14 protein-coding genes and 1 tRNA gene are annotated in these 22,731 nt (G+C 56.0%); 10 read left to right on the top strand and 5 right to left on the bottom strand.

Annotated elements, in window-relative coordinates; all coding sequences use genetic code 11:
* Positions 1 to 97 precede the first annotated feature (97 nt).
* Positions 98 to 182 (bottom strand) — tRNA-Leu (locus LIO64_RS08930).
* A gap of 105 nt (positions 183 to 287) precedes the next feature.
* Here LIO64_RS08930 and LIO64_RS08925 point away from each other — a divergent pair.
* Positions 288 to 746, top strand: a complete 459-nt coding sequence (locus LIO64_RS08925) for a hypothetical protein (RefSeq protein WP_290549092.1) — start codon at positions 288 to 290, stop codon at positions 744 to 746.
* Between the two features lie 40 nt (positions 747 to 786).
* Here the strand turns inward: LIO64_RS08925 and LIO64_RS08920 are convergent, their stop codons facing one another.
* A complete protein-coding gene (locus tag LIO64_RS08920) occupies positions 787 to 1,167 on the bottom strand; it encodes a hypothetical protein (RefSeq protein ID WP_290549091.1) in 381 nt (126 codons plus the stop codon).
* Positions 1,168 to 1,253: 86 nt separating this feature from the next.
* Here LIO64_RS08920 and LIO64_RS08915 point away from each other — a divergent pair, with 86 nt between their 5' ends.
* The 9 genes from LIO64_RS08915 to LIO64_RS08875 all read left to right on the top strand — a co-directional run bounded on the left by LIO64_RS08915 (position 1,254) and on the right by LIO64_RS08875 (position 14,769).
* On the top strand, positions 1,254 to 3,395 hold the full coding sequence (locus LIO64_RS08915; protein WP_290549090.1) for an excinuclease ABC subunit UvrB: 2,142 nt from the start codon (positions 1,254 to 1,256) through the stop codon (positions 3,393 to 3,395).
* Positions 3,396 to 3,665: 270 nt separating this feature from the next.
* Positions 3,666 to 3,875 (top strand): 50S ribosomal protein L35, encoded by a 210-nt coding sequence (gene rpmI / locus LIO64_RS08910; protein WP_012420592.1) that lies wholly within the window; start codon positions 3,666 to 3,668, stop codon positions 3,873 to 3,875.
* Between the two features lie 149 nt (positions 3,876 to 4,024).
* Positions 4,025 to 4,408, top strand: coding sequence for a 50S ribosomal protein L20 (rplT, locus tag LIO64_RS08905; protein ID WP_022396602.1), 384 nt, complete (start codon positions 4,025 to 4,027; stop codon positions 4,406 to 4,408).
* A gap of 506 nt (positions 4,409 to 4,914) precedes the next feature.
* Positions 4,915 to 6,864, top strand: a complete 1,950-nt coding sequence (locus LIO64_RS08900; RefSeq protein WP_290549089.1) for a hypothetical protein — start codon at positions 4,915 to 4,917, stop codon at positions 6,862 to 6,864.
* A gap of 649 nt (positions 6,865 to 7,513) precedes the next feature.
* A complete protein-coding gene (locus LIO64_RS08895; protein WP_290549088.1) occupies positions 7,514 to 8,824 on the top strand; it encodes a hypothetical protein in 1,311 nt (436 codons plus the stop codon).
* A 160-nt stretch (positions 8,825 to 8,984) separates the two neighbouring features.
* Positions 8,985 to 10,691, top strand: a complete 1,707-nt coding sequence (locus LIO64_RS08890) for a hypothetical protein (protein ID WP_290549087.1) — start codon at positions 8,985 to 8,987, stop codon at positions 10,689 to 10,691.
* Positions 10,692 to 10,785: 94 nt separating this feature from the next.
* Positions 10,786 to 12,231, top strand: coding sequence for an RIP metalloprotease RseP (gene rseP, locus LIO64_RS08885; RefSeq protein ID WP_290549086.1), 1,446 nt, complete (start codon positions 10,786 to 10,788; stop codon positions 12,229 to 12,231).
* Positions 12,232 to 12,265: 34 nt separating this feature from the next.
* Positions 12,266 to 13,651, top strand: a complete 1,386-nt coding sequence (locus tag LIO64_RS08880) for a DUF6056 family protein (protein WP_290549085.1) — start codon at positions 12,266 to 12,268, stop codon at positions 13,649 to 13,651.
* 326 nt (positions 13,652 to 13,977) lie between these two features.
* Positions 13,978 to 14,769 (top strand): PEP-CTERM sorting domain-containing protein, encoded by a 792-nt coding sequence (locus tag LIO64_RS08875; protein ID WP_290549084.1) that lies wholly within the window; start codon positions 13,978 to 13,980, stop codon positions 14,767 to 14,769.
* Between the two features lie 236 nt (positions 14,770 to 15,005).
* Here the strand turns inward: LIO64_RS08875 and LIO64_RS08870 are convergent, their stop codons facing one another.
* The 3 genes from LIO64_RS08870 to LIO64_RS08860 all read right to left on the bottom strand — a co-directional run bounded on the left by LIO64_RS08870 (position 15,006) and on the right by LIO64_RS08860 (position 22,553).
* Entirely contained in the window at positions 15,006 to 18,194 is a 3,189-nt protein-coding gene (locus LIO64_RS08870; RefSeq protein ID WP_290549083.1) for a UvrD-helicase domain-containing protein, read from the bottom strand.
* The gene (locus tag LIO64_RS08865; RefSeq protein ID WP_290549082.1) at positions 18,169 to 21,042 is read right to left on the bottom strand and encodes a PD-(D/E)XK nuclease family protein; all 2,874 of its coding nucleotides are present in this window, start codon (positions 21,040 to 21,042) and stop codon (positions 18,169 to 18,171) included. The genes LIO64_RS08870 and LIO64_RS08865 overlap by 26 nt, the downstream gene beginning before the upstream one ends.
* Positions 21,043 to 21,635: 593 nt before the next feature.
* Complete coding sequence (locus tag LIO64_RS08860) at positions 21,636 to 22,553, bottom strand: DMT family transporter (protein ID WP_290549081.1); 918 nt, start codon at positions 22,551 to 22,553, stop codon at positions 21,636 to 21,638.
* Positions 22,554 to 22,731 lie beyond the last annotated feature (178 nt).

Here is a 22,731-nt window from a genome sequence, read left to right as displayed (position 1 = left end):
CCTTGGCCGCGGCTTGAGACCGTTTCATGAAACTGCTCTCATTTTTTACCCCAAACAGGAAATCCTGTTTGATTATCTAACATCAAGGGAGGATAAATGGTGCGCCTGGCAGGACTCGAACCTGTACGCCTTTCGGCACCAGATCCTAAGTCTGGCGCGTCTACCAATTTCGCCACAGGCGCGACGAATGCGTGGACGCACTCTGCCATACCGTGCCCTGGCGTTCAAGATTAAACAGAAGGGTTTCCTTTTGACATGTCCGTAGAATATCCGTATGGTGAAAGCCTATGAAAATATCAATTACCCTGTTGAGTTTCTGTCTTCTGGCTGCATTCCCCCAATCCCGGGCGGATGTCAGGCTTCCCAAAAGCGCGTTTACCCTGGACCGGATGGAAGAGGCGATGAAAACAGCGCAGGAGCAAAAGAAGCCTGTGGCTTATCTTTACACCAACACGGCCACCACATGCCCGCTGGCTGCCGGCGCGTCGGAGGGTTTTCTTGAGGCTGTCGGGAAGCGGTGCGTGCTGGTTTACCTTCCCGTGAAGGGCGGCAAAAAGTCTGCCCATGTGTCCGCTGCGGTGAAAGCCGCCCTGCAGAAGGGAAAGTTTTATCCCAAGCTGGTACTGACCGCCAGCGACGGCTCCGGGGCGCAGTGCTTCACTTATGAAGCCTACCAGGCGGATTCCAGAAAGGCGGCGCGCGAGATCAGGAAACAGATTACCGTCCTGACTAAAAAACAGTCCTGAACCGTCCGGCGGAATATTCCGGGCCTTCCGGAAAACAGGTTCAACTCATGATTTCCGCGGGAAAGGGGAAGAGCTTCACGAACAGGAAATCCAGCATCCCCACGCACAGGGCAATGCAGATGGCTTTCTTGGGAGACAGGCGGGGAGCCATCTTCAGCCAGGTAACGATTCCCGCGTGAATCGCCAGGGAGATGCCCACGGACCACCAGAAGAACGGAATGCCCGTCATGGCGAAGAGGGCTGCCAGAGGGTAGGTGAAGGCCATGAAGATTTTCATGATGGCTTCCCATTCATGCCCGCGCACCATCATCAACTGCTTGGATAAAAGGGACACGTACAGGCAGGAGGGGACCACGACGCACAGGATCAGGGAGACGAGCCCTTTTTTTGCATACCGTTCTTCCTGCGTGGGAATGTACATGCCGCATATACTGGGTCAGCGGGGGGGAATTGTCAAACATTGTCCTAGCCCGGCGGGGCGGGTGGATTATACTGGCGGCATCGCGTATGTCGTCTTTTGAATTGAATTCCTCCTTCAAGCCCTCCGGCGACCAGGAGCAGGCCATCGGCAAGCTTCTCAAGTCCCTGGAGGCGGGCAACAAGCACCAGGGTTTGCTGGGGGTGACGGGGAGCGGCAAGACGTTCACGATGGCGAATCTGATTGCCCGGATGAACAGGCCCACGCTGGTGATTTCCCATAACAAGACGCTCGCCGCGCAGCTTCACTCGGAGCTGAAGAGCTTTTTCCCGAATAACGCGGTGGATTATTACGTCTCCTACTTTGACTACTACCAGCCGGAAGCGTACATCGCCAGTTCGGACACCTATATTGAAAAGGATTCCGCCATCAATGACGAGCTGGACCGTTTGAGCCTCAACGCCATGAACTCCCTGATGACGCGCCGGGACGTGATTGTGGTGGCGTCCGTTTCCTGCATTTACGGCCTGTCCACGCCGGAGGACTACCGGAACCTGACCCTGCGCATCCGCGAGGGGGACATCATGGACCGGGACGTGTTCCTGAGGCAGCTGGTGGAGCGCCTGTTTGAGCGGCAGGATTTTGACTTTGTCCGCGGCACGTTCCGTGTGCGCGGGGAGGTGGTGGAGGTGTTTCCCGCCTATTCGGAGGGAGAGGCGATCCGCGTGGAGTTTTTCGGAGACGAGGTGGAACGGGTTTCCTTGATTGATTCCACCTCCGGACGCGTGCGGGAACGGCTGGGCAGCTACACCTTTTTCCCGGCCAAGCAGTACGTGGCCGCTCCGGAAAAGCGGGCCGCGGCGCTGAAAGCCATCCGGGAGGAGCTGGAAGACCGCGTGGGATGGTTTGAAAAGCATGGCCGCCTTCTGGAAGCGCAGCGCCTGAAACTGCGTACGGATTATGATTTGGAACTGATTGAAGAGCTGGGCTTCTGCAAGGGGATTGAAAACTATTCCCGCCATTTGTCCGGCCGGCTTCCGGGCAGTTCCCCGTCCACCCTGCTGGATTTCTTTCCTAAGGATTCCCTGACCCTGATTGATGAAAGCCATGTGGCTGTGCCGCAGCTGGGCGGCATGTACGAAGGAGACCGCAGCCGCAAGAACATCCTGGTGGAGCACGGCTTCCGCCTCCCCAGCGCGCTGGACAACAGGCCGCTGAAGTTTCATGAATTCATGGAGAGGCAGAACCAGATCGTGTATGCCTCCGCTACGCCGGGACCGTTTGAACTGGTAAACTGCCGTGCGGATAACAAGACTTACATTCCCGTACGCCGTGCCTCCCGGTCCGGAGAAAAGGCTCCGGAGGGGTTCAAGGGGATTCTGTTCACTTCCCCCAAGGATATTCGCGTCACTCCCAGCCCGTCCACGGAACCCGTGGAGAAGTTTGACCCTACCAAGCGTTCCACTCCCCTGATTGTGGAACAGATCATCCGCCCCACCGGGCTGCTGGAACCCAGGATCACCATCCGCCCGCTGAAAGGGCAGATCGACGAGACGATCGCCCTGTGCAACGACCGGGTTGCCAGGAATGAACGCGTTCTGGTCACGACGCTGACCAAGAAGACGGCGGAAGACCTGACGGAGTACCTGAAGGGAGTAGGGTTGAAGGTTTCCTATATTCATGCGGATGTGGACGCCATTGAGCGCGTGGAAATCCTGCGTGCCCTGCGCGCCCGGAGGATTGACGTGCTGGTAGGCATCAACCTGCTCCGGGAAGGCCTGGATTTGCCGGAAGTCTCCCTGGTGTGCATTCTGGATGCGGACAAGGAAGGTTTCCTGCGCAATGAGACCTCCCTGGTGCAGACGGCGGGCCGCGCCGCGCGCCATTTGCATGGGGAATGCGTCCTGTTTGCGGATGTAATGACGGATTCCATCAAGCGGCTGATTGAATTGACGGACTACCGCCGGAGCATCCAGGAGAAGTACAACCAGGAGCACGGCATTGTTCCGCAGACCGTGAGCCGGTCGGAGCAGGGGCAGTTGAAGCTGTATGCGGAAGAAGATGAAGAATCCTTCCGTGTGGCGGAAGATGAAGCCGGGTATGGTCTGGAAGAGCGCATTGCCAGGCTGGAGGCGGAAATGAAGGAAGCCGCCTCCCATCTGGAGTTTGAACGCGCCGCCCTGATCCGGGACGCCATCCGGCAGCTGCGCGGCGGCGGTAAGGAAAAATAGGCTTCGTTCTCATTTTACCGTCGGGAAGCGCTGCACAGCCTGTGCGGCAGTTGCAATTCATATGTCCGTCAGGATGTGCCGGCTTTCAGGAAAAAAAGTTCTCTACTGCCCGGTTCAAGTTTGTTTGCCGTGGAGGCCTGTGGAGTTCCCTGGCGCAGTATCCCGTGGGAACGTTGTCTGCAAGTCTTCTATTTACGGAAGCCGTGAAAAATGACGTCAGAGCTATTTTCCACTTGCCAAGGGCAGATTGGTGCCTATACTCCTTCCACCATGACCCGCAAAGGTGGTATCAATAAAACTCGCAAGGCAGTCGCCAAGCGTTTCAAGGTTACCGGCACGGGCAAGGTACTGCGCCGTAAACAGGGTAAGCGCCACATCCTCCAGAAGAAATCCAGCAAGCGCAAGCGTCAGCTTGGCAAGGTGGCTCTGGTGGACGAAACGCAAGTCTGGGCAGTCAAGCAGAACCTGCCTTTCGCCTAAACCGCGAAAACGCTCGACCAACGCCGAGCTTTCCCCCCGCTGAACGGGGGGCCTTCATGCAGCCTTCTTCCGATGAGAAGATAAGAACAGGCGAGACTGCAGGGAGGTGAGGAAGAACAGTCTGTTCAAGATAGAAATAGAAATAAGCTATGCCACGTGCCACTAATGGACCGGCCTCTCGCAAGCGCCGTAAGCGCATCCTCTTGCGTGCCAAGGGTTTCCGCGGATTCCGCAGCAAACTCTTCCGTTACGCCAAGGATGCCGTTTACAAGGCTTGGCAGTATGAATACCGCGACCGCAAGCGCCGGAAGGGACAATTCCGCCGTCTCTGGATCGCCCGTATTTCCGCTGCCGTCCGCGACCGCGGTCTGACCTATTCCCGCTTTATGGAAGGCCTGAAAGCCGCCAACGTCGACCTGGACCGCAAGGTTCTTGCCGATCTGGCCGTCTCTGACGAAAAGGCTTTTGACGCCATCTTCGCGCAAGCCAAGAAGGCCATTGAAGCCAAGGATGGTGCCGCTCTCCGCGCCTAAGACGCAGCAGAGTCATCTGTACAGTAAACATTAACAAAAACAGCCCCGGAAGATCATCTTCCGGGGCTGTTTTTGTTTATATGGCGGAGATGGTTGCAGATGTTCATGGTGGAACCGGGCAGTGATTCCGGATACCTGTCCGGCGGTGTCCGGTACATCCATCTTTTTCATCAGCTTTTCATTCTCCGGGAGAAGTGTTGCTTCCGTTGATGTTTGCCTGTACCGGAAAAAGGCGGGAATTCGGATATCTTTTGGGCCGCGGCCCCTTATTGGATGCCTTGTTCAGACTGACAGCCAGGAAAAGGGGAAGGCTGTTTGATGAAGATTGCCATTTCCGGGCTGTTATTGCCTTTTTTGTTATTGTCCGGAATTATCATCAATAATTCTGCAATCAAAGTGGATTGAACAAAATTATTTTATAATTATTTTTCACGTATGTTCCCTTTACAATCGTTTTCATGATGTTCCATGTCTGATGATGGCGTTTAATTTCATGATTGCCCTCCATGAGATTTTTTATTTATTGGGGTGCTGAGCGAGGAAGATTTGAGCTCATTTTTTTCTTATGTGTCCGGTGTCTTGTTTTATGGAAAATGTTATTTCTTCTTGTGTTTCAAAGTATTTGTGCTAACACTCCAACATATCCTATGATGAAGTTTCTCTCTCTGTTGTCATTGGTTGGCGTGGCTTGCGGCTTTGGCTTGTGTTCTTCCGTGAGGGAAGAAAATGCTTCTTTGCCTCCTTTACAGCTGGCGATAAGAACGCTGGAAATGAAGGAGAGTCCGCATGTGGGGCTGTCAGTGAAGGTTTCCCACAATAAGTGGATATTTTTTCCCCAGGATGAAGGATTGAGGAGAAAGTGGAATATGATGCTAAGGTGGGAGGTGTTTGAAACACCGGGCTGGAGGATTGACTGGTGTGAAAATGGATCAGCCCGGGTGGTCATGGAGGATTCTGCGGGAGGCAAGGTTTGGGATGCACGTTCCCATTTCCGGGCTAATGTCCGTAAGAAGGTCTTGCGAGTGAGTCCCGGAAGTTGGCTTCCGGCGCCTGGCGTGCAGTGGATAAGAGTGAAAGGAGAGATTCCGTTTGTCGTATCCCGCCAGGAGGCTGTGACGGATCCCGTGACGGTGAAACTTGAGAAGGGTGCTTCCGTTCCTGTAGTATTGAAAAGCGCTGGTATTGGGAAGGACGGCGGGGCAGAGGACGTGAAGGCAACTTTGACGGTGGAAGAGGTTACGAACGTCGGATCAAGCTGGAAAAGCGGGGTACAGAGTAAAAAGATGCTGGGTCTTAGAGTAGAGGCGCCCGGGCCTGCAGGTATTCGCGGTGTTAAGCTGCAGACCATGGACGGCATACCCGTAGGTGCGACGAATGAGTATGATATGGGAATGATGGACAGGATATGGGTGATGAATCCTGTAAAGGATGAAAAACTTCAGGTTTCAGTCAGGTATTCACAGAATTTACAACGGTACAGTGCTGTAATTGATGACAAGGTGTCACTGGCCGGTTTTTCCTGCGGCGGAGACGGTTGTGATCCACATGATGGAGTGAAGCCCTGTGAAGCGGTGCATTCTGCCCGCGCTATTCCGTCGGGACTTTCTCCCGGGGGCACTGTTCCGGCAGTAAAGGGAGGGGAATCCGTTATGGCGAAACTGGCCGGCATGAGTATTGAAAGCGGCGCTATGCCGTGGGATGGTTCCGGACCTGCACGGATCAGGTTTAAGGTAAAGCTGGAAGTAAAAAGGCCTGCTGTTTTCGAAGAGAGTGCGGATATGAGGGAACAGAGTCTGGAAGTGACGGATTCCATGGGGCATGTTCTGGAGCCAGCCGTGTTTGATTTGGCACGGCTGAGTGTCCGGCCTACAGAGAAAGGAACGGATTTGGTTTTCGTTAGCGGAGAGGGGCCGAAACCGGCCTCTTCCGAAGCAGAATGGCTGCGTGTCAAAGGTACTTTGCGCGTGCCTGTAGCTGTCGTTCAAGATAGCCGCGTCTATGAATTGCCGTTGCGGAAAAAGGCTGAATTGCAAATATCCGTGCCGGGAATGCCTGATGCCGATAAGAACGGCCATGATGTGACAGCTTCCGGAGCCCTGCCTGCCTGTCTGTTGAGTGTGAAAGATGTGGAAGAACAGGAAAACGGAGATATCCATGTGATGGTTTCCCTGGAAATGGAGGGGAGGCCGGTTGACCTGGATTGTTTTGAATTGGTGGATGGAAACGGAATACCTTTGAAGGATGTTGAATCTTTCCCAATCCGTCTCTTGCTTCAATCGAAAAAAAACAAATGGTGGTGGGATCAGAATTTTAAGATCAGGAACGCCTCGGGAACGGAAAAACTCCGGGTTATCCTGAAGTATAAGGCCCATAAGGAACCGGTGAACGTGCCCGTGGATTTCATGGTTGGCCTGGGAGGCCCCCTGCCTGCGGCGGTTCCCGTAAAGAAACCTTAGTCCAGCATGAGGGGGTGGCTATTGGGATCTGGGACGCTTCAGATAATGAAAAAGTGATGTATCGTGTCCTGGATAATATATGCTTTATTGTATTGTTGATTAAATGTTGTTGATGAATTATCGTATTGTTTTTCCTCTCATGAGAATTCCTTTTTTGTTATTGCTGCTGTCTCTTGCTTCCGGTTTTTCCAGTTTGGGTGCCCTTCCTCCCGGGGAAGAAATTGCACCGCCTCCATTGCGCATGGAGTTGAAGCAGATGGTTTTGAAGGGGGAACGCCGCCCGGAGGATCAAAAGCAAAAGTGGAACATGCTGCTGGGATGGCTGGTGCCGCAGGCACCCGGTTGGGAGATTTATTGCTGCCATGATGAGCCTGTCCATGTGACCCTGAAGGATTCCGAGGGCCGGAAGGCCCCTGAGGTGAAGTGTATGGTTCTGGATCTTGAGAGCAGGATTTTCGGGCGTATGGATACCCGGGGATGGCTGCCGTCCGCCAAGGCACAGTGGGTGGACGTGAAGGGGGAGGTTCCGGTTGTCATTTCCTGTCGGGAGGCTGTGACGGAGCCCGTGAAGGTAAAGCTTGTAAAAGGTGCTTCCGTACCTCTGGTGCTTAAAGATGCGGGAATGGGAAAGGATGGCCGGGCGGAGGAGGTGAAGGCGGAGCTGGTGGTGGAGGATTACTGTGGCGACGAGTATTCCAGAAAGGGGCGGGAAAGAAAGAAATTGATTCTGAAATTAGTATCGGATGTGCCGGTAGGCATTTGTGATTTTGAATTGCAGACATTGGAAGGAATGCCGGTAATGACGGGGGAGAGTGTTCCAGGTATAAGAGAAATGTTGGGGTTTGGCAGGATTATTGATTTTTTGATGGATTTTGATATAAACCGTGACGAAATACTCCCGGAACAGCCGGAGCCGGTGAGCTGGGGGCCCAACATGGTGATCCGGACATGGGCTATTGATCCTGTGGAGGAGGGGGAATTGCAAGTGTCGGTCAGATACTCTCAGGACCTGCGGCGTCATAGGATTTCAATTGACCATAAAGCATCTCTGTCCGGATTTTTTGAGGGGAAGGATGGCTCGGAATTCAATGACAAATGCGAGTCTCCCGCTCAAAGAACGCCAGTTACGGATGATGCCGCCAAGCCTTTTTCCGATATGGTGAACAAGGATGGAAAAAGGGTTTCGGCAGGGCTGTCCCTTTTAAGTGTTGGAAACCGGGATGCGTTGGCTTCCGGTGCTGATTCCATATGGATGGATCTTGATCTGGCAGTAAAGGCGCCTGCTGTTTTTGGAAGTCATCCCGATATGAGGGAACAAAATTTGGAAATAATTGATTCCATGGGTCATGTCATGCCCCCGGCCGTGTTTGACCTGGCATGGCTGTCTTCCCGGACCGGAGAGGAGGGCATGACATGGAGCAGACTTTCCGGCGAATGTCATGGATTGGCTTCCCCGGGAGCGGAATGGCTACGTGTCAAAGGAACCTTGCGTGTGCCTGTGGCCATTCTGCGGAATAGCCCCGTTTATGAATTGCCGTTGCGGCCAAAGGCTGAATTGCTGATTCCCGTGCCGGGGATGGCTGATGCCGGTGAGGATAGCCATGATGTAGCGGTTGTAGGAGATATCCCTACCTGCCAGTTGAGTTTGAAAAACGTGGAAGAGAAGGAACATGGAGGCGTGCAGGTAACAGTTGCCCTGGAAGTGGAGGGCGTGCCGTTTGACCTGGAGTGTTTCGAAGTGGTGGACGGCAACGGTGTTCCCCTGAAAAACATCGAGTCTGCCGGAGCCGGATCCTCATTCAGTCTTCATCGTCAGGAATACTCCTGGCATCAGGTTTTTAAAATCGGGAATACTGGCGGCATGGAGAAACTTCGGGTGCGGCTCAAATACAAGGCCAATATGGAAACGGTGGATGTGCCCGTGGATTGCAAGATCGGACTTGGAGGCCTTCTGCTGTAAAGCAGATGTAATACATTAAGATTGAATGATTTTGGTGGCTTTTGCTTCAAAGTTCCGGACTGCCTGAGGATTCTGGAAAACCGCGGCTTCCTCCTTGATAAAGTATATTGTTGCTATTTGTATTACGTTTTTTTAATTTTTATCTTCAACATATCCTGTGATGAAAAATTCCGCGCTGCTGTTATTGTCTGCCCTGACCGGTTTTTCCGGTTTGTGTTCCTCTCCGGTTGATGATGAACTGTCACCACCTGACTATGTTCTGGATGTGGAAAATCTGGAATTGCAGAAAAAAACTTTGATGGAAAATGGGGAATGGATGATCAGGGTAAACGGAGTCGGGCACGGAATTCCCGGCTGGAATATTGACTGGTGTGAAGATACTGCTGCCTGTGTGACGGTGGAAGACTCCGTGGGTCGAAAAGCCGCGAAAGTGCACTTCCAATCCTGGGTGGTTGACCAGGAAACAAACCGTGTGTACTTATCTCCGCTCGGCTGGCTGCCCGCCGCCGGATCACAATGGGTGAGGGTAAAGGGGGAAGTTCCGTTTGTTGTTTCCAAGCGGGAAGCTGTGACGGAACCTGCTGTAGTAAAGATTCTTAAAGGGTTTTCCGTGCCTCTTGTGTTGAAAGAAGCGACTCTGGGGAAGGACGGCTCCCCGGAGGATGTAGAGGCTGTGCTGGTGGTGACGGAATACAGGGACGTTTCCTATGCTGAAGATAGTGGTGGGGAAGGTAAGAAGGTGTTGGAGCTTGAAGTGAAGACGAAGGCTCCCGTGGGCATCCGTAACATTGAATTGAAAACAAAGGATGGTGATCCGGTGATTGTGAGAGATTGGGGGGGGGGAAAGCAGAGCAGGTCTTGGGAGATAGAGAAGGTGAAGGATGGGGAGCTTCATGCATGGATCAGGTATTCACAGGGCTTGAAGAAGTGCAAGGCTGTGATGGACGGGAAGGTTTCACTGGCAGGTTGCTTCATGAAGGAAAATGTCAGAGTCGCCAAGTCTGCTTCCAGGTCCGCCGGTACGTCCTTTTCCGTTTGCGAGAGGATCAATGGGAATACCAACCGGGGTATTATGGCGGAATTGATCCGCTTGAGGATTGAAAACGAAAACCGGGAGGAGGAAAAGATTAATCCTGCACGAATGTTGTTTGATGTTGAGCTGTCAGTAAATAAACCTGCTGTTTTCGGAGGTGCGGCCGATATGCGAAAACAGACGCTGGAAGTGGAGGATTCCACGGGGCGCGTTTTGTCTCCGGTCGCGTTTGATTTGACGTGGCTGCCGTCGTTTTCCCTGAGGGAGGGAGTGACCTCCCTTCTGCTCCAGGGGAAGGGAGCTGAATCCGCTTCTCCTGGCGCGACATGGCTGCGTATCCATGGAACGCTGCGCATACCTGTGGCGACCATACGGGAAAGTCCCGTGTATGAATTGCCCTTGGAGAAGGGGGCTGAACTGCAAATTCCCGTGCCGGGAGCCCCTCCCTCAGGAGGAGACGGTATTGACGTGTCAGAAGCCGGGGATATTCCATTCTGCCGGTTGATCATAAAGGATTTAAGGGGTGATAAAGGGATGAGGATTTCTCTGGAAGTGGAGGGAACTCCGTTTGAGCTGGATTGTTTTGAACTGGTGGATGAACAGGGAATCCCTTTGAAAAACGTCTGTTCTTCCGGGAGTGGAAGTTTGTTTAATCCCGAAGGGACGGAGCGGTCCTGGGACCAGATGTTCACCATCGGGAACGCCGCGGATTGGAAGAAGGTGCGGGTACGTTTAAGGTACAAGACCAATGTGGAAACGGCGATTGTTCCCGTAGACTGCAAGATCGGGCTTGGAGGGCCGCTTCCCCGCAAGACCGGTGTAAAACAGCCTTGAGCCGCCGGCAGACGGACTTGCCTGTTTTCCATATGGCACGGTCGAAGCTTGAGCGTCAGGTCGTGTTGATATAAACTTCTTCCCAATCATTACCATGGATAACATTCTTTCCGTTCTTACTACCATCGGCATCATTTTTGGCGTGGTGCTGTTGTTTAATTTCATGATCTTCGTTCATGAACTGGGCCACTTTTTCGCCGCCCGTTGGCGCGGCTTGTATGTGGACAGGTTCCAGATCTGGTTTGGCCGTCCCATTTGGAAAAAGACCATTAACGGCGTGCAGTGGGGATTGGGCTGGATTCCCGCCGGGGGCTTCGTTTCCCTGCCGCAGATGGCTCCGATGGAAGCCATAGAAGGGGAAGTGGAGCTTCCCAAGGATTTAAAGCCCGTGACTCCCCTGGACAAGATCATTGTGGCCGCCGCCGGTCCCATTTCCTCTTTCCTGCTGGCCGTGTTTTTTGCCGTAGCCGTCTGGCTGGTAGGCAAGCCGGATGTGGAAATGGCGGTGACGACCGTTGGCTTCGTCGCTCCGGACAGCCCCGCGGCTCAATGCGGCATCCTGCCCGGTGACAGGATTGTGAAGGTGGACGGCCGCTCCGTGAATAAATGGGCGGGCAATATGGAGGGCGTACGGGAGCTGATCATGCTGGGCGAGCATGATAAAATTGTTTTTACCGTGCAGAGGCCCGGGCATGAAGGAGAAATGGATATTCCCTGCGGTTTCCGTATTCCGGAAACATCCTGGTGGCAGCGTTCCGGCATGCGCCAGGTGGGGCTGATGCAGGCCATGCCCTGCGTCATCGGGGAGGTGCTTCCCAATTCTCCGGCGGCCCTGGCCGGATTGAAGCCGGGCGATGTGGTGACGGCCGCCAATGGAGCACGCATCTGGAGCCCTGCGGCGCTGGATGTCCTGTTAAAGAAGAATGAACCCCTTCTTCTGGACGTGACGGGCGCTGACGGGGGCGCCAGGCAGGTGAGCCTCCAGGGGAGGCTTCCGGAAAACTGGCACAACGGCGCGGACGGCTCTCTTCTCCAGGGAGCCCAGCCCATCCTGGGGGTGACCTGGGACCTGAGTTCCGCAGGCCGTGACGTCACTGTTCACCCCACTCCGTGGGCGCAGATTAAACAGAGCTTGAAATGGATGGGGGACACCCTGGCCAAGGTGGCGGCTCCCGGCAGCAGTGTGGGAGTGGAGCACCTCTCCGGCCCCGTGGGAATTGCCAACCAGTTTTACAAGATGTTTTCCCTGGAAGACGGGTGGAAGCTGGCCCTGTGGTTTTCCGTGGTGTTGAACGTGAACCTGGCTATCCTGAATATCCTGCCTCTTCCGGTGGTGGACGGCGGCCATGTGGTGATGAACACCATTGAGCTGGTATTCCGGCGTCCCCTGAACGTGAAGGTGCTGGAATTCGTCCAGTTCGGCTTTGTCTTCCTGCTGATGGGTTTCTTCCTGTTCGTGACGTTCAAGGACGTAGGGGATTTCTTCGGCAAGAAGCCGGATAAGCTTCCTGCCCCGGTGTTTAAGGCCGTGACGGATTAAACGCGGTGCCGCTTTTCATCTCCGGCTTGATTCCATGAAGCAGTCACTGACGGTGCGGTTCCTGTTCCGGACGGTGGTGTTGGCGCTCCTCGTTTACGCCATGCTGCTCACCTGGTGGACTCCCTTCACTGGGGACAGTTTCATGCATTCCGTATTCGGGGCGGACCACCGTCTTTCCTTCCAGCCGGTACTGGAACGGTGCTGGTGGTCGTACATGAACTGGAATCCGCGCCTGGGGGAATTCCTGGCTATTTTTACGGCCACGGCGGGAAAGTGGCTTTTCCTGGCAATCAATCCTTTCGTGATTCTCGCCCTGGCCCTGATGATGTTTTACCTGGCGCGGGGAAAAAGGGTGAATGAGGGTGATTGGCGGGACGTCCTGCTGTTTTCCGTAGGCGCCCTCCTCCTGCTTACCTCCTCCTCCCGGCCGGGCATCACGATGTTCTGGCTGTCCGGCGGAACGAATTACGCCTGGTCCGCCGCCGTCTGGCTGGGATTTCTGTGCCTGTACCGCGGCTTGTGGGCCGGAACGTCCCGGATTCAGGACAGGCCCCTTTCCTGGCTTTGGATCGGCATTCTGGGTTTTGCCGCCGGCATGACGAATGAAAACCAGGCGCCCGCTTCCCTGGGCATGCTGTTTCTGTACTGGCTGCATGCGCGTTACAAGGGGGTGCTTCTTCCCCGTTGGTTCCTGATTGGCTGGGGTTTCCATGCGTTGGGCGCAGTCTGTCTGCTGCTGGCTCCCGGCAACGAAGTGCGCCTTCATTCGGAAACGGCGGGAGGCGCTGCCGTTCTTCACACCTGGGCGGAACGTTTGGGCGCTATTCCGGAACTGATGAATGCCTTTTACGAGTTCATGCTGCTGCCTAAAGTCCTGCTGGCTGTGGTGGCGGCCGTTCTGCTTGTATTGACGTGGAAAAGAGGGTGGCGAAACTGGGAGGGAGTTTCCGGAAGGCGCTTGTGTGTTTCCCTGTTGTTCATTCTGGTATCTCATGCCATGGCAGTCTGCTTTTTTGTGCGCGTGATTCCCGCGTGGCATGCCATGTTTTCCGCCACGGTGCTGTTGATGACAGGCATGCTGGGGTTGTACGGCGTGTGGATGGACTCCACCCAGAAACGCTGGATTCCTGCCTGCCTGCTGGCTGCGGCGGCCGGGCCGGCCTTGTGGGTATGCGCCGGGTATCTGGATGCTTTTCCACGCATTCACCGCCAGTGCGAGGAACGTAAAGTGTTGATCCTTCATGAATTGGCCCGGGGAAAAAGGAATATTGTGGTCCCTCCTTATGATCCCGTTCCCCTGGCGCCCTATGTTTCCGTCATGTGGCGCATGGGCAGCGGGGATCCGGATGAATTCATCAATTACTCCATAGCCCGTTATCTGGGAATTGAAAGCATCCGGGTGGCTGTGCCGGAGAGTTGATTGGCCTCGTTGGGAAGAGGCCGTTTTCTTGAAACGGCCGTGTTCCGGCAAAACCGGGAGGCTGAAAGAAGGCCCCAGGAATCGTTAGATTAGGAATGTTTTTCTTTACTTGAATACTGATGAAGATACGGGGGCTTGCGGATCAATAATCCGGTGTCAATGAAAATACTGAAAATTAAATAACATATCTTTTTTATTTTTCCTGTATTGAAAAATATTTATGAGAGAACGAATACATGTAATATATTTATTATAAATAATATATATTTTAATCTGAAAAGCATGCACCTTCACCGGATTATTGATCCGGTTTACTGTGTCTTGCCATGAAGAAAACTCTTTTTTCATTAGCTCTGATCTCAAGTTCCCTGCTGGCAGTGCAGGCGGCGACTGTGCAAATTGATTTCGGGCGTGATGACGCCACGACATCCGGAGCTCTCAATATGAATTACGATCATTCCACCGATGCTCTGGGCACGATGCCGGGCAGCGTCACTCTGGGATGGAGCACTGCCGGATACCCTGTGGGGGATGACGGTCATACCACGACCAAGACGACCGGGGAAGAAAACGGCTGGAAGAACGCTTTTGGCGGCAGCCTGCCTTTTTCCCTGGGAGACAGCTTCCGGGATGGGCTTTTAACACAAACGACGAATGGTTCCGGTTCCTTTACGGTGACATTCACCGGTCTTGCCGCCGGGGAATACTCTCTGGCCATTTTTGGCGGCTTCACGGGCAAGGATGTTTTTGCCAGCCAGACTTGGACGATCGGAGGCGCCGACGCTTCCAATGCGACATGGTCAAATTTTGGAACGGACGCCTCCGGAGAGTGGAATCAGCTTTCCATGACGACGGGAGACAGTTCCGGAGTCCTGACTCCCGGAAATGCTGGAAACAGCTCTAACTCTTCCGCCAACAAAGGACTTTATTCCACGGTGGAACACATCACGGTAGGGGAAGACGGCACACTCACGCTCACGCTTCAAGGGGATGGTTCCAGCAGTTTTGGCCGTACAGCCCTCAATTACCTTTCCCTGACGCAGGTTCCGGAACCTGCCACGGCTACGCTGAGCCTGCTTGGCCTGGCCTCTCTGTGCCTGCGCCGGCGCAGGGCCTGATCCGGGAAATTTCAACTGTTTTTATTCCAGGCTGCCTCGCATTCGTGTGAGGCAGCTTTTTTTCAGCCGTTTCCTCTATTCCGAGGGGTTGGAAAAGAATGATTCGTTTCCGGCTTGCCGTCTTCTGCAGGAACGTTTCAATTCAGGAATGCGCTGGCCTTGATGATCATGCTGACGGAGGGGTTGGGAAAGCAGTGTGGGGAACGGCACGGCCCAGGCCTTCATGAAGCAGGTTTTTAGACGGTGATAGTTTCTTTCAAATGGGTGGAAACGATGATGCTTGTAATGCGCTCCTGCGGTATTCCGGTGATTCTGGACACGATGCGGGCGTAGGCGTTCAACTGATTTGAATGGCGTTCCCGCAATTGTTCCGGAGAATCCGCGTGATCCGTCTTGAAGTCCACGATGCAGACGCTTCCGTCATGGATGACCAGCCTGTCAATCACGCCGGAAATCCAGTTGTTCCCGTCAATGGCTTCAATGCGCTGTTCCTTCATGACGCATGCCTTTTCAGGGGGAGTGAAGAGCTCCCGGATGGAGGGCTCTTCCATGCAGGCGGCCACGGTGCGTTCCGCCTCCGTGGCAGGATGAAGGGCCCATTCCGGCTTGTGCGCTTCATTCCAGCGGGTGATCCGTTCAAAGACGGCGTGCACGGCTGATCCGAACGCAACGGATTCCGCGTCAGCCGCGTGCTCTCCTTCATGGCCCGCTTCTCCCGTTGCCGCCAGTCCGGAGGGGGAGAGCCGTTCCCTGATCACCGGTTGCCGTAGGGGCCATTCCGGCATGTCTTCCTCCGTCCGTTCCCGTACGGATTCGGGAAATTCTCCGTACCATCCGGCCTGGCCGCAGGAATACAGGCATTCCGCTCCGGATTCCGGAAGCGTGTCTTCCGTACCTTTTCCGCTGGATTGGGCTGCGGAACGGATGATTTTCCACATGGAATCCGCAGTTATTTCTCCCTTGTCCTCCCGGTAGGGCAGGATGACGTAGGTGGCGCGCTTGGCACGGGTGAGCGCCACGTACAGCTTGCAGAATCCGTCAAACTGCTGCCGGGCGCGCCATTCCGTGTAAAGTTCCCGGAGTTGCGGAACGTTCGTGTAGACGTGCTTGGAAGGGGCTAGTACGATGCCTTCTATTTCTCCTTCCCGGTTCTTTTTGACAAAGTGGGTCAGGTGCCTTCCATCCGCAAAAGGAGCATCCCTGCCGATCTGGGGCAGAATGACGATGTCAAACCCGAGTCCCTTGGATTTATGAATGGTCATGATGCGGACGATGCCGCCGGCGGGGTCTTCCCGGCGGGTCAGGTCTTCCATGTGCTTAATCCATTCATCCAGGGACACGCCTTTTTCATCCACTTGTTCCGCCTCATTCTGCCAGACGGCCAGGCGGTCCCGGTGGAATTCCGTCAGTTCCGTTCCTCTCCGGGCCAGCCGCCGTTCCAGTTCCTCCATGACGGCGGCATAGCCGTCCCGTTCCAGCAGAAGGCGCCAGCCTTTCCAATCCATGCCTTCCGGACGTTCCGGCGTGATGAGGGGCTGAAGGGGGGAGTGGGTGAGGAGCCCGGCGGTGAAAGGATCTCCCGGCATGAGTAGCCAGCGGAAAAAGTACAGCAGGTTTTTCCCCAGGGGGGAATCCACGCCTACCGGAACGTCGTCACACACTTCCGCGGGAATGCCGTGATCCGCCAGCCAGGTCTTGATGGCAAGGGCCTGGTTTTTCGTGCTGACCAGAATGGCGGTTTCCAGGCCGCGCCGCAGGGCTCCCGTGCGTTCCAGAATGTCGGCCGCCGTCTGGCACACCAGGTCATTGGCCGTGAAGTCTTCCGCCTTGGGCGTCTGCCAGATTTGGGAAACGCCGGCCCGGTTTTCCAGATGGGGAGCGCACCGGTGCTCCGGGTATTCCCCCCATTGTTCCAGGGCGGTAGGTTCGCAGTCCGGCGCTGTACGGGCATAGTCGCAAATGTCATTCACCAAATCCAGCACGGGCTGGACGGAACGGTAGGAGGTGGACATGCCACGCTCTTCCAGCTGAAGCTGGGAGGAAACGGAGCGGAAAAGTTCCGGGTCTCCGCCGCGCCACTGGTACACGCTCTGCTTGATGTCCCCCACGACGAAGATGCTGCCTTCGTTCCCGGCCTTGGATTCCGTCAGGTCATCCAGAAAAGGCTTGATGACGTGCCACTGGGACTGGGACGTATCCTGGAATTCATCCAGCATCCAGTGGTCATAGCGGCAGTACATGCGGTATTGCAGGTCCCGCTTGAGTTCCGGCGTAATGGCACCGTTCCCCAGCATGCGCGTGACGTCGTGGAACAGGAATCTGCCCTTGCTGCGGACCAGGGAGGAATAGTTGCTTTCAAAAAGGCTTATCAGCCCGTGCGTGGCTCGGGTGCGGTGCAGCGCCTGCAATACCTCCATCCTCAGCCAGCTCTGGATGAGTTCATCCAGGGCAGGGGACCAGAAATCCTGGAATTTTTCCCGCGCCTCTTCCACGGTAATGTTCCACGGGAAGCCTCCGTCCGTGCGGAAGCGCACGCGGCCCAGCCGGGCGTACCGGGAAAAACCGTTCAGGAAACGCAGGAACAATTCCTTATTCTTAGCACCGTTTTTTCCTTCCGGCGCGGGGGCTTCCTGCGCCCGGTACGCCAGCGTGCGCAGCACGGCGTCAAACTGTTCCAGAGGAATGGGTGGGGAAAGGTCTTCCGGCGTAAAGCCCAGCGTAACGGGGTTTCCCCATGTTCCGGCGTCCGGCTGATCCAGAAAAAGTTCGTGGTAAGTGTTGAGCCGCCGCATCATGGAATCCTCCGCCTCTGCGGCTTCTGCGTCGGAATCCGCTCCGGAGAGGAAAGCGTCTTCAAAACTCCGCCTCCGTTCTTTGTCTGTGGAGCATTCCCGGTACAAGGAGAGCAGGGCTTCACGGCGCGCCAGTTTTTCCGCCGTGGTATCAATCATGCTGAAGCCGCTGACGCCCAGTTCAAAGGTACTGGTGGAGGCGATCCGGGCAAACAGGCTGTCAATGGTGCAGAGGTTGAGGCGCGCCAGATTCTGCACCAGAATGCGGAGCAGCTGGCGAAAACGTTCCCGGTGCAGGTTCTCCTCTTTCCATGCCTCCGTCGCTCCGGGCCAGATGCCGGGTTCCTCCGGAGTTCCCCGGATAACCGTCCAGAGCTGTTCTTTCAGCCGGTCCGCTCCCGCCTCATCCGTGGCCCCCGCCGCCAGGTCCGTCAGGATGCGGTCCTTGAACTCCCCGGCCGCTTTCCGGGTGAACGTGATGGCGATGAGCCGCTCAGGATGGTTGCCGTGGTTCAGGGCCAGCAGCCCCAGGAAGCGCAGGGAAAGCTGGTAGGTTTTTCCCGTTCCGGCGGATGCGGAGATCAGCATGTTGGTCAGGCGGGACATTTCAGAAAGGCAGATGGGGGGTAACATGGAGGCCCAGCAGGTCCTGCAGGCTTTCCCGGCGGGAGGCCATGAGGTCCTTGAATACGTCATAGGAGGGTGGGTTCCACCCCAGTTCCTCCGCGGTGATAAGGCCGCGGCCTTCATGAAGGAGCTTCATCAGTTCCACCGTCCAGGAGCGTGCGCTGTCCAGCGCGCATTCCTCATAGCCGGGCAGGGGATCATGAAGCGTGTCCCAACAGGAGATGCCGATGTCCAGCGGGTTGGCTGGGAGGGAGTAATAGGCTGCTGCAGGGTGGCCTCCATAGGTTTCCATGGCCCACAGCACGTAGACGGGCAGTTGCAGGTCCTTCCAGCGCGCATGCGCCAGCTTGCCGTTTTTCTGGCGCCTGGTATAGGGGCGCAGGCCGGGGGAAAGCAGGGACAAGGCGTCCGGACGCCCGATCGTTTCCAGATGCTTTTTCTCACATGAGGCCGCTGCTCCGGTTTTATAGTCAATGACCCGCATGCGCCCGTCCTCATGGCGGTCAATGCGGTCAATGCGGAATTTCATGGGGAATCCGTCCAGTGACCAGCCTTCCACCTGATGTTCAAAGGCGATGCAGGACCACCCGTCCTGAAGGTCTTGCAAATGCTGGACGGCGTAAACGGAAAGCCTCTGCTCCATGGAGCGTTTTTGCAGCTGCAACGGCATGAGGGGAGTGGAACCGTATTGCTTCCGGAAAGTTTCTTCCAGTACTTCCGTGATCGTATCCTGAAGGGCGGCGGCCTCCATGCCGTCTTTCAGGACGGCGTGTTCCCGGCAGAAGCATTCCAGCACGTCGTGCAGCATGGTTCCCAATTCGTTGACGGCCATGTCCTCCTTGTCCGGAAGGAATTCTTCCTCATTCATGTGCAGGGCTTCCCTCATCCAGAAGCGCATGGGGCAGGCAAGAAATCTTTTGAGGACGGAGGGGGAAAAAGGCAGCCCCTTCTCCTTCCATGGGTTTTTATAGCCAGGCGCCATCGTGCCGATGTCCGTGGCGGCCTTCCAGCCTTCCTCGGGCTGAAGGTACCAGCGTCCGCGCCTGTAGGGAAGAGGAGCCGGCGGGTCGCTGATTTCCCGGAAAAGCTGTTCCACGCGGTGCGGTAGTTCTTCATCCGGACAGCGCATGAGCAGGGAGGAAGGCGTCAGCGGGTCGTTTTTGCTGCTGGTCCGGGAGAGGATGATGGTCAGGCTGCCCTCCCGTTTCCGGGAGTGGAGCAGGGCGGTCAGCAGAAAGCTGTCCCGTGCTTTTTTCCGGTTGAAGGAATCGATGCCCAGGGCTTCCCTCAGTTCCTCCGGCATGAACTGGTCGGAAACGCCGCCTTCCGGCACGGTTCCCTCATTTAGTCCTGTCAGGATGAGGTGTCTTTCCGGGCGGAAGTGGACTTCCATCCATCCCAGGGAATCCAGCACCGCATGGGCCTTCCTCCTGTTTTTGACGCGCAGCGGCTGAAGGCATTTCATCAGGAGCTGGAGAGCCGTAGCCGACTTGGAGAAGGCGGTGGAGCGCTGCTGCAGGCGTACGAGTCCGGAAAGGCAGGAATGGAGCATTTCCATGGCTTCCGTGTCCGGACCGTAAGCCTCCGCCAGGGCCGGGAACCATTCCATCAGCCGTTCTCCCAGCATGCCGGGTTCCGCCATCCGGTTCCGCCATGCCAGAATGGCATGGATGGAAGGGAGGGCGCCGGGATGGAATTCCTTCAACCTGGAAAGCAGGTATTCTTCCGATTCCGGAAGGAACTTTTGCTGGATTTTATCCAGCGCGGCGCAGCAATATTGCTGGTTGTCTATTCCCAGGGAGGAGCAGAGGAGAGAAGAACGCGCAAGGCTAAAGACGGGGCGTGCCGCTCCCTTTTCTTCCAGCGCCTGCCGAAGGTGGCGGAACAGGTCCATGACTCCGGTCCCGGCAAAAGGCTTTCCTTCCGGATTATGAAGTCCCCAGCCGTATTCCCGGAGGCTTGCGTCCAGGGCCACGTTCATGTCCGGGTCGCAAACGCCCAGCGCTACGTCCGGAATTCCTTCTTCCGCCGTTCGGGCGATCGTGCGGCAGGTTTCCCCGGCCAGACGGGCGGGATTGGCCGTGATCCTGATCTGGGTGTCCCGGATGGGTATGGGGCAGTGGCACCAGAATTCCGGAATGGGGCATCCCCAGGCATCAAAGGAGTCGGCTTCTTCTTCCGGCGCGTGTATCCATATCTGGACGGGGACGCCGCAGCATTCCGCGTGTTGAAGCGCCTGGCGCAGGGGGCGGGGAACGTCCGGCACGCATGCCAGGATGACGTGTCCTTTTGTTTCCTTCAGGGAAGCCAGCAGGTGCGGGGAAGCTACCGCCTCCATGGCCGTCCTGTCTTCAAGCCGCCAGCCATTCAGCTGCTCCGTGCAGTGTTCCGCCAGTCTGTCCACATCCGTCCAGCGTTCGTCGCGGCCTGCACAGGAATCCTGAACCATGCCGCAGGAGATGCCCTGGTTCGTCATGGCGTGCTTCAGGCCTTGCAGGCTGCCTGCCATCTCCAGCATGCTGGAAAAGTCCTCCGGCATATTCCGGGGAAACAGGCGCGGATAAAGGCGGTGGGGAGAGGTTCCCAGCGCCTGGAGCCAGCCGGCCAGTTCTTCCAGAATGGACGCCGTTTCCTCCTTTTCTTCCATCCGGGGGAACTGGTCTGCCGGAATCACCTGCGGGGCAAAAATGGCCTGGGCGCTGGAAATGGAGGCGAGGTATTCCCTCAGCTGCCTGCCGGATTCCCGCGTAGGGACCAGCACCAGATGCCGGTGGAAATCATTTTCCAAAGAAAGCAGGCGTTCCGCTACGGCCCGGCAGGCCGGTTTGTCCCAGGATAGAAAGAGTCGATTCATGGCAGGGAAGCAGGACTCCCCGGAAAGGGGAAAAACGGAAACTACGACCGTATTCTACCTTGCCGGGGCGTATTTTCCCATACATTTTTTCATGAACGCCGGGAGGAGTATGGGAGATTACGGAGTGTCAGAGGCTTTAGTGGCGTTGTAGATTTAAGAGAGGAAGGGAAGGATGGGATACTTTTTGTATTTGCGGATTTTACCAGGGAAGGGGAGTTGCCGTTTCTGGGATGGGTACTTTGCCGACCTCGAGGAGGGGAATGGTTGTTTTTCTGTGTGCCGTCCGGAGTCTATAAGGGCCGGGAGGCCCTTATTCCCGGCAACGCGTCCAGCAGGAAGCACAAGAATAAGGGCCTATACTCCGGGAAATTCTGTCCATGAAATATTTGTCCATGCGGTCCATCCGTATCAGGTGCAGCCGCTGCCCGAAGGCATCCCGCCTCATTCCCCGTGGAATGTGGAGTCCTGGCGTCCGTTTTCCAGCAGGGCATGGACAGGCGGATGGCCTGAATCCCGTATCTCAGGACCGTGGTATTCATTCCTGACGGCTAGTTGACAGTTGAGGAAAGACGATTCCCTGTGTTTCCGATAGCTTACGGTTCCTGGACAGCGGCCTTTTTTCCGGTTCCGGTGACCAGAAGAACGCCTGTAAAGACCAGCAGGACGGAGAGGGTTTTCATCCAGCCAAAATGGTCCATGCCCCACAGCACCGCTACGGATGAGGCGATCACCGGCTGGCAGTAGTTGTACATGCTGACGGCGGTGGGTTTCAGCCGCTGCTGGGCGAAGGACAGGCAGATGTAGCTGACAAAGGTAGCCAGCGCGACCACGTAGGCAATGCCCAGCCACGTCTGGACGGGCAGCGCGGCATAATGGATGGCGGTCACTTCCCTGAACGTGAAGGGCAGGCAGACGGCTGCTGCATACGTGAACATCCATTTCATCAGGGTGACGGGCGAATACCTGCCGATCAGGTTTTTAAAGAAGACGAAGTAGACGGCCACGCTGCACTGGGAGGCCAGGCAAAGGATGTCCCCCAGCAGGTTGTCGTCTCCCGGCAGGGCTGCCGCACGCGCTCCGCTGCCGGAAACCAGCAAAATGGCTCCGATGGCGCTGGCGCAGACCCCCAGGATTTTTTTCCCCGTGATCATTTCCCGGAGGACGAAGGCCGCCAGAATCATGGTCAATACCGGCGTGATGGTGGTGATGATGGCCGCATCCGCCGGGGATGTGAATCCTACGCCCACGGTGAACGCCATCTGGTTGAAAATGATTCCGAACAGGGAGGCGTAAAACAAAGTCAGCCGGTCCTTCCGTTCAACGGTTTCCCCAGGAATGAAGGCGGAGGCCAGCCAGAACAGAACGGCTGCGCCCAGCAGGCGGAAGGTCGCCAGGGAGGCGGAACTGACTTCCCCCGGCTGCATGACCAGTTTGCTGACCGGGGACATGAGGCCCCAGATGACGGCCGCCGTCCCCATTGCTAGATGTCCCTTCAGGGTTCCCGATTCCATGGTATGACCCGCTGCGCGGCGGGCAACGCATTCTCCGCTTCCGCGGACGGATTGCAAGAGTTTTTAGCGCGGGCTACCCCCTCCTCCTCCCCCCCCGGAGAGTAGAGCCATGCAGGGAAAGAAACTGATGGACTGGCGCGATACGGAAAAACCGGCTTTCTGGGTTTTTAACGCTGCC

Origin of the sequence: Akkermansia sp. (genome assembly GCF_020860705.1) — a bacterium.
Lineage (GTDB): Bacteria > Verrucomicrobiota > Verrucomicrobiia > Verrucomicrobiales > Akkermansiaceae > Akkermansia.
The sequence above is the reverse complement of the archived record's forward strand: the minus strand, read 5'-3'. Positions and strand labels throughout refer to the sequence as shown.